Origin of the sequence: Vibrio sp. CB1-14 (genome assembly GCF_040412085.2) — a bacterium.
Classification (GTDB): Bacteria; Pseudomonadota; Gammaproteobacteria; order Enterobacterales; family Vibrionaceae; genus Vibrio; species Vibrio chaetopteri.
The window spans coordinates 501,666-518,406 of the sequence record NZ_CP115921.1; the positions used below are offsets into that span (position 1 = coordinate 501,666).

A 16,741-nucleotide genomic window follows, 5' to 3' on the forward strand; every position below is an offset into this window, starting at 1 on the left:
TAACGCCCTTGCGGACCAAGGGCGTTTTGATATTAGCGAGTTGGGTCATCTAAATCGAGATGGTCACTATCGGTGTCTTGGAGGTGCTCAATGCCACTTTGATCGTCGTGATGCGCAAGCTCCCCTTGGTACCCCTCTGCCAAATCATGATGCTCTGTCTCATTGAGCACAATATCAATATCATCCGGTATATCAGCATTGTGTTCTTTAGAATCGGTCTGTAATAGCTGATGATCGAACCCTAGTTGCTCCAAATAACTGCTCGCTCCCGAGTGTTGCGAATGTGAACCTGCCTCTTCAACGGCTTTAGCCTCAATTCCGAGCTCCAACATGATGGTTAGCTCACTTTGGCTACCAGAAAAAACATCGGCGCTAGGCTCATCATGCGCATCACTTGGTGGCGGCGGTGGAGGCGATGGTTGCACATGACTTAACACTGGTGTCACTGTCATATCTAGTACTTCAGAGCCCAACGTTAGCTTGCCACTGTGCCCCGGTCCATGACTTAAGATACTGACTTGTACATGCAAGACGACATCATCATGATGCGAGCCTTGCAATGCAACCTGGAAGTGATCTTCATGGACACCCACATTTTGAGCAGAGCCGTGGGGGCCAGTATGAACATCCGCATGTTCTTGATAACTCAAGTGTCCAGTGCGAGGATCAATGCTTAGCGTCCCCCACTGACTCGATACCGAAGTTTGGTAGTGTCCATTCACCAGTATTTTCCAGCCTTGCTGGGAAGCGGGTACTGGCGTCAGGGATGGCATAAGTGTCGGCGCACCTAAACTCGTACTGATATGATGACTTCCAGTGGGTGCTGTTACGACTATGGGCTCTGGCTTCGCACCTGCCGCCATATTCAGCGCTGAATTAACATTGCCATGCTCATCGGTCATAATGGCCTTAACAAGGCTGTTCGGCGCCACTTCGACGTCAACGCCATGCTGAAGCGCATGCAAATCTAATACATGATCTACACCATTAATATTTAGATGCTCTCCAACTTTAGCATCCGTTGCTGCATGGACTGTAGCTGTAATGGTGCCAGCTGCACCATGCGCTATTTCAGCCTTACTGTATAAGTTATCTGAACCTGGACTCTCAAAAATGATGGTTGGACTGCCTACACTCGTATCGGTTTCATAATGATGATCGATCGAGGTCGTAGCGGTATTGCCCGCGCTATCTGTCGCAGAAATACTCACTTTAAGCTGAGATACTTGTTCCAGCTCAGCTCCCGGCACATCAATACTGTAGCGTCCTGTCGAATCTATTGCGCCTGAGTAGGTATGACCGTGAACCTCGATGGTTACCACATCGCCCTGGTGAACGTCACCCGATGATAAACCCGTAATGGCGATTGTCGATTGGGACTCAGCAGCATTAATGACATTATCACGCGTCACGGTATCAACTGAGACTGATGGAATTGGATCAACCGTGTCAATAGTAATAGGAAGAAGTGACGATACCACAGGTATGACACTGGCTGGCGCCAGTGCTCTTGCACTAATATTATGCAGACCATCTCCCAGTGTACTTGTGTCTATCTGATAATTACCGTGTGCATCAGAATAACCACTTCCAACGACTCTAGAGCCGTCATACAGGTTCACTTTTGAGAAAGGAATATCCGTATGACCACTGATCGTTGGTGTTTGATCATTGGTTAGATCATCGCTATGAGAGCGCCCACTGTCACTGCCAGCAACCAGATCCACCGTCACATGATTTGCTTGTTGATGTGATGCCATCAGCCCTGTAGGCATGGTCTGGGAAACGGTAGGTTGTGTCGTCACATGAGTAGCAACGTTAGGAGCTTGTCCTGCAATCGCTGGAGCACTCACCGTTCCTTCCACTTCAAAGGTAACAAACAGCGAGGAGGTCGCCCCCGCTTTATCTGTCACCGACACCTCAAACATATCCTGCCCAGTGTAGTGTCCTGTGACCTTATTGTAGGACATTCCCATCATCTGCCCATTTGGCACATACTGATAGGCCCCTGTAGCAGGGTCGACTGTCAACGTGCCATATTGACCAGATGGCACTGTCACTGCAAACTGATGGGTGTCACCAACATCAACATCCGTCTCGGTTACCGTTCCCGTTACTGGTGTTAGTGGCGTCAACTGAATAGCAGGGGCATCATTAACAGGGATAACCATTAAATGGGCATGCTGCTCTGTCGAATCTGAGTGGCCATCATTGGCGGTATAGCCGAATGTCGCTGCACCATTATAGTTAGCGACAGGCCTGAAGATGAGCCTATCTAAGTCGCTTGCCATAATGGCAGTACCATCCGCAATTACCTGCCCATCTAAAATCAAATGACCATGACTCGCATCAGGAGCCTGAGTTATGGTTATAGAATGAAGCGCATCAGAGTCGCTATCAGCATAGCCAAAATCAGACGTTGAAATCGCAAGATCAGTGTCTTCATTCAAGCTAGCGGACAAACTCGTCACCGTCGGTTGGTGATTCGCATCTATCGATATGTGCAATGTACTTTGACTTTGAACGTTGTGATTATCTGTGGTGTCTACCACGCGATACCACATCGCTGGAACCACGCCAACAAACGAAGGCTCTGGAATAAATGAGTAGTCACCATTGGCCTCTATGCTGATGGTACCTACACCAGTAATGCTATGCGACTGACCTGGATAAAGAGTGTGGTATCCCGTTCCATCTCGGTACTGGATATCACTTAACACCAAGTGAGCCCCATCATCCACATCGGTAGCACCAGACAGTAAATTGCCTGTAATAGGGCCAGAGAATTGGTCAGCCCTTGGCGAGAAACTGTGTAGTACAGGTGCATCACTGGTACCAATAACCTCAACTAGTCCATGTTGCTGTGTCACTTGGGCACTTAAACCGGTTCCTTCTACCATCTCATAGCTAATGAATATAGATTGCTTAACGCCAGTGGATAAGTGATCGTAACTTCCACCAGACGCATCCACTTGAAGAGTATGACCATCTGCTGCCAACGAGAAACCAGTAGGAAGCGTGCTACTAAAATGAATACCATCGGTCGAGTATTGGATATGTTGTATTGCTTGAGCTTGAATCCCTGCTAGCAAGTCTAGGCTCTGCTGACTATCTCCTTCACTCACAGTGAGGGTAGCTAAATCATCGTGACCGTGTACGTTTACTGTGATGGATTTCGTCGCCGTACCGTCAGGAGAGGTAATGGTAAAATGATCGGTCACAACTTGGCCAGAATGAAGTGCATTCGTTGTTGCAAGTTGATTATCCAACACATAGGTCCAATCCCCTTGCGCATTGAGCGTTAGGTGACCATAAGTCCCCGCTACTTGATTAAAAGGAACAAACTGGTCTTCACCGCTATCGATATCAACAAGTTGCAGGTGTCCCGAAAGTGTCGCACTGACAGAGTCTTCGGTTATATCGTAGCTTAGTGCTGATGTTGATTGACCATCTATGGTTGCTCCGTCATTACTTCCTTGAACATCAATGATCACGGTTTGCTTAACCGCAGTCCCTGACTGGTCAGTTGCCGTCACCACAAACGAGTCTTGAACAGTTCGGCCGTTTGGTAAGGCTTGTACTGCAGAATTAGTGTCATCCAACTGATAATGCCAGTGACCATGTTGATCAATGGTTAGGCGACCATAGGTACCTGATGGTGACATCACCTGCCATGTGATCGAGTCCCCGGTATCAGGGTCAACTGTCGTTAGCGTGCCTTGAGCTGTCGCAACGCCAACAAGCCCCCCTTGAGTATCCAACCCTTTTTCAATAACGGAAGCTGCAATATCACCATGAATGGCAGGGAGATCGTTGACCGCTTGAAGTGAGACGGAGGCATGTGCTGAAGTGCTCCCGCCATGACGGTCAATAACGTCATAGCTAAACTGAACAACGCCGTTGTAATCTTGATTCGGTGTAAAGGTGAATGTTCCATCTTGATTAGTGGTCACCGTGCCATGATCGGCGCTCAGATTCGCAACTCGCAGCCAACCACGGTCGTTGTTGTCAACATGAGTCGCGTTCGCTAACAAGTCTGCTGATGTTAAACGAATCGGCGTGTCTTCCATTCCTGCAGTTAATGTGACATCTGCGCTCACTGTAGGGTTGTCATTTTGCCCATGAACCACCACCGCGACTCTCTTCGTCACTCGACTGCCATCACTCGACACCGCTTCAACATTGAAATACTCCCACTTTTCGTCACCAACGCCCAGCTGAGTCGCTCGAGATTGGTCAACGACATAATGCCAGTGTCCCGCCGCATCAATATGAAAAGTGCCGTAGCTTCCTGTCACCCCTGCTGAAGGTGACGCAGTCCAATCAACGTGGTCATGAACGTCCGAATCATGCGCTGCCAACTGACCACTGACCGATGCACCCGCTTGTGAGTCTTCGGTGACATGAGCTAGTTCACCCTTGGTATCGATGATAACACCATCTTCCGTTCCTCTAACTTCAACCTGAATTGGGAACTCGGTACCATCTTTGGCTGTGAGTTTTATTGACTCGTGCAGCGATTCACCCGCTTTGAGGCCTTGTACATCACTATTGGTGTTATCGCCAATGTAGCTCCAAGCGTGTTCACCTTGGTGTGAACCGCTGGTTATGGTGTGAAACTGGAATTTACCGTAAGGCGTTGTGACATCGAGATCCTGACCAAGTGTCCACGTATATTGTTTACCAGCAAACTCAACCGTGATTTGCGTATTCGTGCTATCGACATCAGTGATCTGTAGTGCTTGCCAATCAACAGCATCTTTGAGATCCACATTCGTACTCATGTGCGTTGCAACATCTTCCGTTGCAGCACCATGGTTTACACCGACAAATTGGGTTTTATCATCCACAGCCGCTAATGTGAGTGAAGCACTTGCTGGGGTACTTGCTCCGTGATTGTCTGTAACATTGTAGCTAAAGTGAACGGCACCATTGTAATTGGGCTCTGGTGTGAAGGTATAGGTGCCATCATGGTTGTCTTTAACAACACCATGATCGGCCTGCAGTGACGTCACCGACAGTCGATCATAATCATCAATATCACTGGCGTTAGCGAGAAGATCACGACTATGCAATGTGACACTTTGATCTTCTGTTCCAGAAGAAAGGGAAACAGAACTGGTCACAACAGGTGCATCATTAGTAGGGATAATCGTTATACGAAGGTTTTGTACAGAGTTCAATCCATCACTGTCTGTCACCTTTATAGGAATTATTAGGTGTTCATCCATGCCCGTAGACAAAGAAGCGTGCTGATACGCCTTGTCTGAAGGATCGAAAACATAGCTTCCGTCCGAGTTGAGGGTGAAGCCTGGTACCGTTCCTATCAGCGTAAACGTTAAGTGCTGCTGATCGCCGTGATCAGGATCGAAGCCATACACCCTACCTTTGAGTATCTTTTCGTCTTCAAAAACACATTGATGCAAACTTCCTCTACCTATATATGGGTTGTCACTGGTTCCTTGAATAGTGAACTCGACCTGCTTAGTGGTACCATCCGCACTAACAATCGTGAACTGGTCTTTCACCACTTCGCCATCTTTTAGATAGTCCACCAGAGAGTTGTCGACATCATAAAAATATCCACCATCCTTGTTAACCTGAAGCGTTCCGCCTAAAGAGCCTGTATAAAACTCTTGTCTGCCTGCGGCGTTGGTGGCAAAAAACGATTCTGATGCCCCATCAGGGTCGATGATTTGAAAATGCCCTGTCGAATGTAGCGTTGTCGTCCCTTGTAGGACGTGGTCTTCTTTTAGTGTGTCTCCTTTTGCCGTGATTTGAGCAGCATCAGAGAGTGCAGACAGTTGCAATGTCGCGCTGGCAGAAGTAACCCCACCATGGGTGTCCTTCACATCAAAGGTGAAATGAACGGCACCATTGTAATTAGGCTCTGGTGTGAAGGTATAGGTGCCGTCATGGTTGTCTTTAACAACGCCATGATCGGCTTGCAATGACGTTACCGACAGTCGATCATAATTATCAACATCAGTCGCATTGGCTAACAAATCTCGACTATGTAAAGTGACTGAGTGATCTTCTTCACCAGATGGCAGCGAAATTGAACCCGAGACCACTGGTGCATCATTTGTTCCTTGGACCAGCACTTCAACTTGTTGTGTCGCGCGGGAGCCATCACTAGAAATAGCCACAATATCAAAAACTTCTACCTTTCCTTCACCACTTCCTAGCGAATCCGCTTTTGCGGGATCCAAGTCGTATCGCCAATGTCCCGTACTATCCAGATAAAACGTGCCATAGCTACCCGCTTGAGATTGGCTTGCCGTGGCGAGTTCAAAACTGATTTGATCTCCCTTGTCTAGATCGTGAGCTTGCAACGTTCCTGCTACGGTTGTTGTCGTGTCTTCAATTGCTGTCCCTATCGCTGCAGTAAGCTTATCTGGAGTATCAATAATCACATGGTCATCTTGACCATTGATGGTCGCTGTCACAGGTATCCGCGTACCATCTTTTGTGATCAATACCATTGAATCTTGCAACTGCTGACCAGCCTTAAGCCCTTGAATATCAGGACTGTCGTTATCCGCCGTGTAACTCCACTTATTGTGACCATCAGTACTGTGTGTGGTTGAGAAATAACCATGATTGGCGGTCAGGTTCATCGCAAAATTAGCAGGAACAGCGTGTTTGACACCATTCACCTCAATAGATGCAATATCAGCTTCAGTTGCGCCGTCAACATCGGTGACACCTAGATTTATCCAGCCTGTCTCGAGTTGATGAGTGCCCGACCGCACCTGGTCCTCAGTGAGATTGGCAGAATCCTGACCAGAAGCGAGCTTACTAGCGTCATTAACGGCAACAAGACCCAGTGAAGCACCTGAAGTTGTTGAGCCACCATGAGCATCTTTCACGTCATACGTGAATTGAACTTGTCCGTTGTAGTCAGGGTCTGGAGTAAAGGTATAGGTTCCATCGTGGTTGTCAGTAATTGAACCGTGATCGGCCACCAAATTATCAATTGTTAATTGGTTTGCATCGTTGTCATCAACATCGGTCGCATTGGCGAGCAGCTGTTTAACAGTCAACGTGATTGTCTGATCTTCTTTGGCTGCTGGAATAGTCACTGCAGAGGTAACGACAGGATCATCATTCCGACCGTGCACAGTCACCGTAATATCCCTTTGAGCACTGCCATCGATTGACTCCACTGTGAAGGTTTTCTGGTAACTTTGCCCAGCACCTAAGTGCTGGAGCTTGTCGTTATCAATTGTATATTGCCAACCGCCTCGGACATTTATAGAGAAGTGGCACCCTTCTGGCGTGTCAATCCGTTGAGCGACAAAACCCGCTTGGTCATGATCGGGATCGATAACCTGTAATGTCCCCCCACTCCACACTTGATTCGGTGTACTACCGGGCGCGAGCTTATCTTCATAGGCATCATTATCAAATTTTGAATACGGCCCGACTTGAATTCGAGCCTGATCATCTTCCCCTGTGACTTTCACTATCAACGTTAATCGTTGCCCATCACTCGTTTCGACTTGATAGGGAATCTCCATCGATTCCCCAGTTCGTAAACTAGCAATACGATCATCAGCATGGTGATTCCGAGCAGGGTCTAAGTAGAACTGATAAGAACCATCAGGCCAGACAGTCAAGTGCCCCGGTGCATAACCCTGTCCCATATATTGTCCACTAAAGACAAACTGAGTACTGTCGCCTGTATCTGGGTCTGTCAGTTGAAGGTTGCCATGATGGGTAGAATACTGGCTTCTTAAAGCTTGAGATTCTGTCAATTGAATCGTATGAGAGACCATCGTCGCTTTATCGTCACTTCCTTGAATAGAAAGCGTTGCAGTTTGCGCAGTTTGCCCACCGTGGCCATCATCAACCATGTAACTCATTACCACCGGTTGAGTATGACCCGCCGCAAGGTGCTGGAATGCATGATGTGTCGCGTCAACCACCAAAGTATGTCCATCGGGCGACAACGAAATCCCATCTGGCAGGCTGGTACTCTGTGAGCCACCATCTACAGAAAACGATAGCTGCTGTACAGACAGAGCATCGCCTTCTTTATCACTGGCTCCAGACAGAAGATCCAATACATGATGATTGGTTGAGTCCTCAGTTACCGAATCAGTAAGTGGCTGCGTATCTGGATTATCATTCACCGCAGCCAATATCATCGAGGCTCCAGTTGAAGTCACTCCACCATGTGCATCTTTCACGTCATACGTAAAATGGACTTGTCCGTTATAGTCTTTTTCAGGAGAGAAGGTAAATGTCCCATCCGCATTGTGCTGAGTCGAGCCATGATCTGCATGAAGGTTCTCTATTGTCAGCTTGCCAGCATCGTTTGCGTCCACATCAGTCGTATTTGCTAAAAGGTCGCCTACCGTGATGGTTTGTCGTGTATCTTCAGCACCCGCATTGAGTGTTACTTCTGAAGAGCAGTACGGGCGATCATTATCACCATGTATGGTGATGACAATATCGTGTGGGGTGCCGTCTTTCGTGTACACCGTAACAGTGTCGGTCAGCGTTTGCCCCTCACCTAGCTGGTCAATTTGCGTACCACGATTAGTGCTAAGTCCACCGACGCTACGTACACTCCCCATGTCTGCGTAATAAAACCATTTCCCTTGTTCTGTCAGATGCAAATCACCAAATTTTCCTGCGTAGGTGTAACCAAAGCCATGTGTATCAAACTTGGCTTCACCACTATCTACATCAGTAATGGATAGCTGGCCACTTGCTCCTACCGTACTTCGACCTAGCAAAGCCATACCTGAGTGTGCGTAATCGGGAGACATATCTACACCTGCCGCCCCCTCGTCTACCGACCCTGTATCAACCCCAGCAACAACTGCTGCATTATTGGCACCCGTCACTGTAATCGTCAGCACCGAAGTACTAGATGCATGGTGCTCATCCGTAACCGTTACGGGAATTGACAGTGTTTTCGTAACGCCAGCAGCTAAGGATTGATAAGTAGGATGATCTGGATTGAAGCTGTAGCTGCCATCTGAATGAAACACCAAACCATCAACATTTGGGGTCGAGTATGTCAGTGTTGCACCTGTATCGACGTCATGCCCTTGCATTTGACCAGACAAAATCGATCCGCCTTCAGTGACCGAATGAGATTGCGCAACTACCGTTGGAGCATCATTGGTGCCATGAACCGTAAACTCCATCGTATGAGTGGTACCGTCGACTGAACGTATCGTCGCAAAATCGTGTCTGACCTCACCTTCTGCTAAGTTCTGAATGTTTCGATTATCTAAGGTGTATGTGTAGCGACCATCTCGCATAAGCAAAACATGACCACCTAGTTTTGTATCGTATCCTATCCCTTGGTAAGTTTGAGAACCGATATTAGGTTCAAACTGGGCTTCACCGACATCTGGGTCCTGAATGTTCAACTGACCATCATAATGAAGCATGTAGTGAGTATCGATGTAGCCACGATCCTCAGTCACTCCCCTCAAATCCACATTAGTTTGTACATCGGTGATCACCGCATTGTCAGGACTTGCTGCCAAGTTAAATCGGGCTTGAGTTTCAACAAAGGCACCGTGATTGTCTTCAACTCGGTAGGTTAGTCGTACCTCTCCGTTGTAGTCTTTGTTGGGTGTGAAGGTATACGTACCATCATGATTATCCACCACTACACCATTTGTTGCCTGAAGATGTGTGACTATTAATGTGTCAGCGCTGTCTATGTCAGATGCATGAGTAAGTAGATCAGAGGCTTTGATGATAACGGGTTTATCTTCCATCCCATTTTGTAATTGTGTCCAAGCAGAAACAATAGGCCGATCGTTGGTACCTGATACTACCATTTCAAGTGTTTCTTGATGGCTACCTCCGGAGCTATCGGTCACGGTCACCGTAGTCGATACTTGCTGAGTCGAGCCTTGAGAAAGGTGCTGATAACTCGAATGGCTTGGGTTAAATGTATAGCTACCATCAGAATTAAATGTCAAACCATCGATAGGATGCGAGATTGAGTACGTCAGCAAGTCTTGGTCTACATCCGTCGCCACCATTTGACCGTGGAAGAGTGCCCCATCTTCTTTCACTGACTGCGATTGTCCTGCCATCACCGGCAGGTCGTTCGTGCCTGTGATGGTAAACTTCAACTCTTCTTGATGTGTACCACCTGCTGTATCCGTCACCGTTACGGTTGTGGTCACAACTTGAGTTCCACCTTTTGCCAAATGCTGATACGACGCATGGCTTGGGTCGAACGTATAACTGCCGTCTGGATTAAACGTCAGGCCATCAATTGAATTTGAGGTGGTGTAACTGAGCAAATCTTGGTCTACATCCGTTGCCACCATCTGACCGTGGAATAATGCCCCATCTTCTTTAACTGGTTGGGATTGACCTGCCATCACTGGCAAATCATTCGTGCCCGTAATCGTGAACTTCAGCTGTTCTTGATGTGTGCCACCTGCCGTATCCGTCACCGTCACCATTGTGGTTACGACTTGAGTGTCACCTTTCGCCAAATGCTGATACGACGCATGGCTTGGGTCGAACGTATAACTGCCGTCTGGGTTGAATGTTAGACCATCAATTGGATTTGAAGTGGTGTATGTGAGTAAGTCTTGATCAATATCGGTGGCCACCATTTGACCGTGGAACACTGGCCCATCTTCTTTCACGGATTGTGATTGGCCAGCCATCACTGGTAAATCATTGGTGCCTGTGATGGTGAGCTTAAGCTCTTCTCGATGCGAGCCACCAGCGGTATCGGTTACCGTGACTGTCGTGGTCACAACTTGAGTGTCACCTTTTGCCAAATGCTGATACGACGCATGGCTTGGGTCGAACGTATAACTGCCGTCTGGGTTGAATGTTAGACCATCAATTGGATTTGAAGTGGTGTATGTGAGTAAGTCTTGATCAATATCGGTGGCCACCATTTGACCGTGGAACACTGACTCATCTTCTTTCACGGATTGTGATTGGCCAGCCATCACTGGTAAATCATTGGTGCCTGTGATGGTGAGCTTAAGCTCTTCTCGATGCGAGCCACCAGCGGTATCGGTTACCGTGACTGTCGTGGTCACAACTTGAGTGTCACCTTTTGCCAAATGCTGATAGAAAGCGTGGCTTGGGTCGAACGTGTAGCTGCCATCTGGGTTGAACGTCAGGCCGTCAATGGCATTTGAAGTGCTGTAGGTTAACAAGTCTTGATCAACATCGGTTGCCACCATTTGACCATAGAAGACCGCACCGTCTTCTTTCAATGACTGCGATTGCCCTGCCATCACTGGCAAGTCGTTGGTGCCTGTAATAGTGAACTTCAGTTCTTCTCGATGCGAGCCACCAGCGGTATCGGTTACCGTGACTATCGTGGTCACAACTTGAGTGTCACCTTTTGCCAAATGCTGATAGGAAGCGTGGCTTGGGTCGAACGTATAGCTGCCATCTGGGTTGAACGTCAGGCCGTCAATGGCATTTGAAGTGCTGTAGGTTAACAAGTCTTGGTCAACGTCTGTCGCCACCATTTGGCCGTGGAACACTGCGCCATCTTCTTTCACGGATTGTGATTGGCCTGCCATCATTGGCAAGTCGTTGGTGCCTGTGATGGTGAATTTCAGCTCTTCTCGATGCGAGCCGCCAGCCGTATCGGTTACAGTGACCATGGTGGTCACAACTTGGGTATCACCTTTTGCCAAATGCTGATAGGACGAATGGCTTGGATCGAACGTGTAGCTGCCATCTGGGTTGAAGGTCAGGCCATCAATTGGATTGGAAGTGGTGTACGTGAGCAAATCGTGGTCAACATCGGTTGCCACCATTTGACCGTGGAACACTGCACCATCTTCTTTCACGGATTGTGATTGGCTAGCCATCACTGGTAAATCATTGGTGCCTGTGATAGTGAACTTGAGCTCTTCTCGATGCGAGCCGCCAGCCGTATCGGTTACAGTGACCATGGTGGTCACAACTTGGGTATCACCTTTTGCCAAATGCTGATAGGACGAATGGCTTGGATCGAACGTGTAGCTGCCATCTGGGTTGAAGGTCAGGCCATCAATTGGATTGGAAGTGGTGTACGTGAGCAAATCGTGGTCAACATCGGTTGCCACCATTTGACCGTGGAACACTGCACCATCTTCTTTCACGGATTGTGATTGGCTAGCCATCACTGGTAAATCATTGGTGCCTGTGATAGTGAACTTGAGCTCTTCTCGATGCGAGCCGCCAGCCGTATCGGTTACAGTGACCATGGTGGTCACAACTTGGGTGTCACCTTTTGCCAAATGCTGATAGGAAGCATGTTTTGGATCGAAGGTGTAGCTGCCATCTGGGTTGAATATCAGGCCATCAATTGGATTGGAAATGGTGTACGTGAGTAGGTCTTGATCAATATCGGTTGCCAACATTTGACCGTGGAACACTGCGCCACCTTCTTTCACGGATTGTGATTGGCCTGCCATCACGGGTAAGTCGTTGGTGCCTGTGATGATGAATTTGAACTCTTCTCGATGCGACCCGCCAGCGGTATCGGTTACGGTGACCATGGTGGTCACAACTTGGGTATCACCTTTTGCCAAATACTGATACGACGCGTGGCTTGGGTCGAAGGTATAACTGCCGTCTGGATTAAACGTCAGGCCATCAATTGAATTTGAGGTGGTGTAACTGAGCAAATCTTGGTCTACATCCGTTGCCACCATCTGACCGTGGAATAATGCCCCATCTTCTTTAACTGGTTGGGATTGACCTGCCATCACTGGCAAATCATTCGTGCCCGTAATCGTGAACTTCAGCTGTTCTTGATGTGTGCCACCTGCCGTATCCGTCACCGTCACCATTGTGGTTACGACTTGAGTGTCACCTTTCGCCAAATGCTGATACGACGCATGGCTTGGGTCGAACGTATAACTGCCGTCTGGGTTGAATGTTAGACCATCAATTGGATTTGAAGTGGTGTATGTGAGTAAGTCTTGATCAATATCGGTGGCCACCATTTGACCGTGGAACACTGGCCCATCTTCTTTCACGGATTGTGATTGGCCAGCCATCACTGGTAAATCATTGGTGCCTGTGATGGTGAGCTTAAGCTCTTCTCGATGCGAGCCACCAGCGGTATCGGTTACCGTGACTGTCGTGGTCACAACTTGAGTGTCACCTTTTGCCAAATGCTGATAGAAAGCGTGGCTTGGGTCGAACGTGTAGCTGCCATCTGGGTTGAACGTCAGGCCGTCAATGGCATTTGAAGTGCTGTAGGTTAACAAGTCTTGATCAACATCGGTTGCCACCATTTGACCATAGAAGACCGCACCGTCTTCTTTCAATGACTGCGATTGCCCTGCCATCACTGGCAAGTCGTTGGTGCCTGTAATAGTGAACTTCAGTTCTTCTCGATGCGAGCCACCAGCGGTATCGGTTACCGTGACTGTCGTGGTCACAACTTGAGTGTCACCTTTGCCAAATGCTGATAGGAAGCGTGGCTTGGGTCGAACGTATAGCTGCCATCTGGGTTGAACGTCAGGCCGTCAATGGCATTTGAAGTGCTGTAGGTTAACAAGTCTTGGTCAACGTCTGTCGCCACCATTTGGCCGTGGAACACTGCGCCATCTTCTTTCACGGATTGTGATTGGCCTGCCATCATTGGCAAGTCGTTGGTGCCTGTGATGGTGAATTTCAGCTCTTCTCGATGCGAGCCGCCAGCCGTATCGGTTACAGTGACCATGGTGGTCACAACTTGGGTATCACCTTTGCCAAATGCTGATAGGACGAATGGCTTGGATCGAACGTGTAGCTGCCATCTGGGTTGAAGGTCAGGCCATCAATTGGATTGGAAGTGGTGTACGTGAGCAAATCGTGGTCAACATCGGTTGCCACCATTTGACCGTGGAACACTGCACCATCTTCTTTCACGGATTGTGATTGGCTAGCCATCACTGGTAAATCATTGGTGCCTGTGATAGTGAACTTGAGCTCTTCTCGATGCGAGCCGCCAGCCGTATCGGTTACAGTGACCATGGTGGTCACAACTTGGGTGTCACCTTTTGCCAAATGCTGATAGGAAGCATGTTTTGGATCGAAGGTGTAGCTGCCATCTGGGTTGAATATCAGGCCATCAATTGGATTGGAAATGGTGTACGTGAGTAGGTCTTGATCAATATCGGTTGCCAACATTTGACCGTGGAACACTGCGCCACCTTCTTTCACGGATTGTGATTGGCCTGCCATCACGGGTAAGTCGTTGGTGCCTGTGATGATGAATTTGAACTCTTCTCGATGCGACCCGCCAGCGGTATCGGTTACGGTGACCATGGTGGTCACAACTTGGGTATCACCTTTTGCCAAATACTGATAGGAAGCGTGGCTTGGGTCGAAGGTATAACTGCCGTCTGGATTAAACGTCAGGCCATCAATTGAATTTGAGGTGGTGTAACTGAGCAAATCTTGGTCTACATCCGTTGCCACCATCTGACCGTGGAATAATGCCCCATCTTCTTTAACTGGTTGGGATTGACCTGCCATCACTGGCAAATCATTCGTGCCCGTAATCGTGAACTTCAGCTGTTCTTGATGTGTGCCACCTGCCGTATCCGTCACCGTCACCATTGTGGTTACGACTTGAGTGTCACCTTTCGCCAAATGCTGATACGACGCATGGCTTGGGTCGAACGTATAACTGCCGTCTGGGTTGAATGTTAGACCATCAATTGGATTTGAAGTGGTGTATGTGAGTAAGTCTTGATCAATATCGGTGGCCACCATTTGACCGTGGAACACTGGCCCATCTTCTTTCACGGATTGTGATTGGCCAGCCATCACTGGTAAATCATTGGTGCCTGTGATGGTGAGCTTAAGCTCTTCTCGATGCGATCCGCCAGCCGTATCGGTCACAGTGACCATGGTGGTCACAACTTGGGTATCACCTTTTGCTAAATGCTGATAGGAAGCGTGGCTTGGATCGAACGTGTAGCTGCCATCTGGGTTGAAGGTCAGGCCATCAATTGGATTGGAAGTGGTGTACGTGAGCAAATCGTGGTCAACATCGGTTGCTACCATTTGACCATGGAAAACCGCACCATCTTCCTTCAGCGACTGCGATTGTCCTGCCATCACGGGTAAATCGTTGGTGCCATCGATCTGAACATCGATATTGTGCGCGGTGCCGTCTACAGAAGAAACCGTGAAGGTTTCACTCAAATGAGTACCCTTAGCAAGTTCCTGTATTGCTGTTTGCTGATTATTCGCTTCATACTGCCAATGACCATTCGCCTCCATAGTCAACGTACCAAATTGCCCTACTAACACTTGAGACAAGAAGTGACTCTGCCCGTGATCGCTATCGATTACCGATAAATCGCCCGATGTTTTGACACTGCCGTTAACGACATTCAAATCTTCTGTAACCGACCCAGAATCTACTCCGGAAATAACCGCAGAATCAGCCGTGCCACCAATAACAATTTCGATCAATTGCGGGGTTTGGTCTGCCGTATGAATTGTTATTTGCTCGGTAATGACGTTCCCGGAAGCAAGCTGTTGAATGGCTGGCAAGGAATTATCGACTTGATAGTGCCAGTGACCATTTGAATCAATGTCTAATACACCAAATTTTCCCTGAACTACTTCAGAAAGAGTGTGAGACTCCCCTTGGTCAACATCCACCACGTCCACTTTACCGTGGACATGCATTAACCCCGAGCTATCAACATTAAGATCCTCTTTTAAAGCGCCAGTAAATTGCCCCGTTACTTTTGGAGCATCATTGGTACCCGTTACTGTAAATTGAAGCTGTTCACTGTGCGTACCACCTATATTGTCCGTCACGATCACAGTGGTACTCACAACTTCTGTCGTACCTTGCGCTAAATGTTGATAAGAACCATGACTAGGGTCAAAAGTGTAGCTGCCGTCAGAATGAAACGTCAAACCATCGATAGGCTTTGATATTACGTAGCTCAGCGTGTCTCCATCAGCATCTGTTGCCCCCATCTTTCCATGAAAAATGGCATCATCCTCTTTCACCGCATGAGATTGTTCCGACATTTTCGGTGCGGAATTGAAGTGAGGCGATTTATGAACTTTATCAGTTTGCTGTGTTTTTTCGGTGGATACAGAAAAAGGGGCAATTCCGTCCACATGATTGTCTGTAGCCGACGACGCCGTACCAGATTGATTGACAATATGATGCGCAGTATATGCATGCATTGGGTAGTGATGCAGAGCAAGGTGTCTACTCGGTAATGCGTGTGTATGACCGCTTTCTGTATCATCACTGTTTGCTGCTAGCTCTTGAAGCTCGCTAGAGGGTGACGTGGGCGTCTCTGAATCAGGAGCTTGTGTACTTTCGTGAGGTCCAGTCGCTTTTTGGGTTAGAGCATGACCTTCAGCGATATTACCTTCATCACCAGTATCATCATTGGCGTTGGCTAGAGAAGGTAATATGAGAGCAAGTGTCGGCGGAATGCCTACTTGATATCTTAACGTATTAAAAAGGCGACGTTTTTCCCGCTGCTTCTTCTTGGTTTTCGTTTCGCTTGGATGTGTAGAAACCTGTCGCGGTGATTGTTTTTTTGTTTGATTTTCACTACTTTGTTTTTTCTCAGTCATGATCTCAGCCTTAACTCACAAACCTCTTTTAAAGTTAAGGATATAGAACACGGTTTTGCTAACTAATCTTGGATTTTAACTTAGGTTTTTTAGACGCCGTTTGGCTTTGTTGCGTAATTCGATTGAACTAAAACAGGAAGTTACGATCTGATCGGCTAAGTCAGCTAATCTTCGT

2 protein-coding genes and 1 pseudogene are annotated in these 16,741 nt (G+C 47.9%); all 3 read right to left on the bottom strand.

Annotated features, from left to right (window positions below):
- Nucleotides 1-32 precede the first annotated feature (32 nt).
- Nucleotides 33-13,400 (bottom strand): VCBS domain-containing protein, encoded by a 13,368-nt coding sequence (locus tag PG915_RS18410; RefSeq protein ID WP_353499863.1) that lies wholly within the window; start codon nt 13,398-13,400, stop codon nt 33-35.
- A pseudogene (locus tag PG915_RS18415) lies at nt 13,397-13,702 on the bottom strand (Ig-like domain-containing protein); the annotation flags it as partial. The pseudogene PG915_RS18415 and the gene PG915_RS18410, both read right to left, overlap by 4 nt.
- Nucleotides 13,690-16,566: a VCBS domain-containing protein gene (locus tag PG915_RS18420; protein WP_353499864.1), complete on the bottom strand. Its 2,877-nt coding sequence runs from the start codon at nt 16,564-16,566 to the stop codon at nt 13,690-13,692. The pseudogene PG915_RS18415 and the gene PG915_RS18420, both read right to left, overlap by 13 nt.
- Nucleotides 16,567-16,741: the final 175 nt, after the last annotated feature.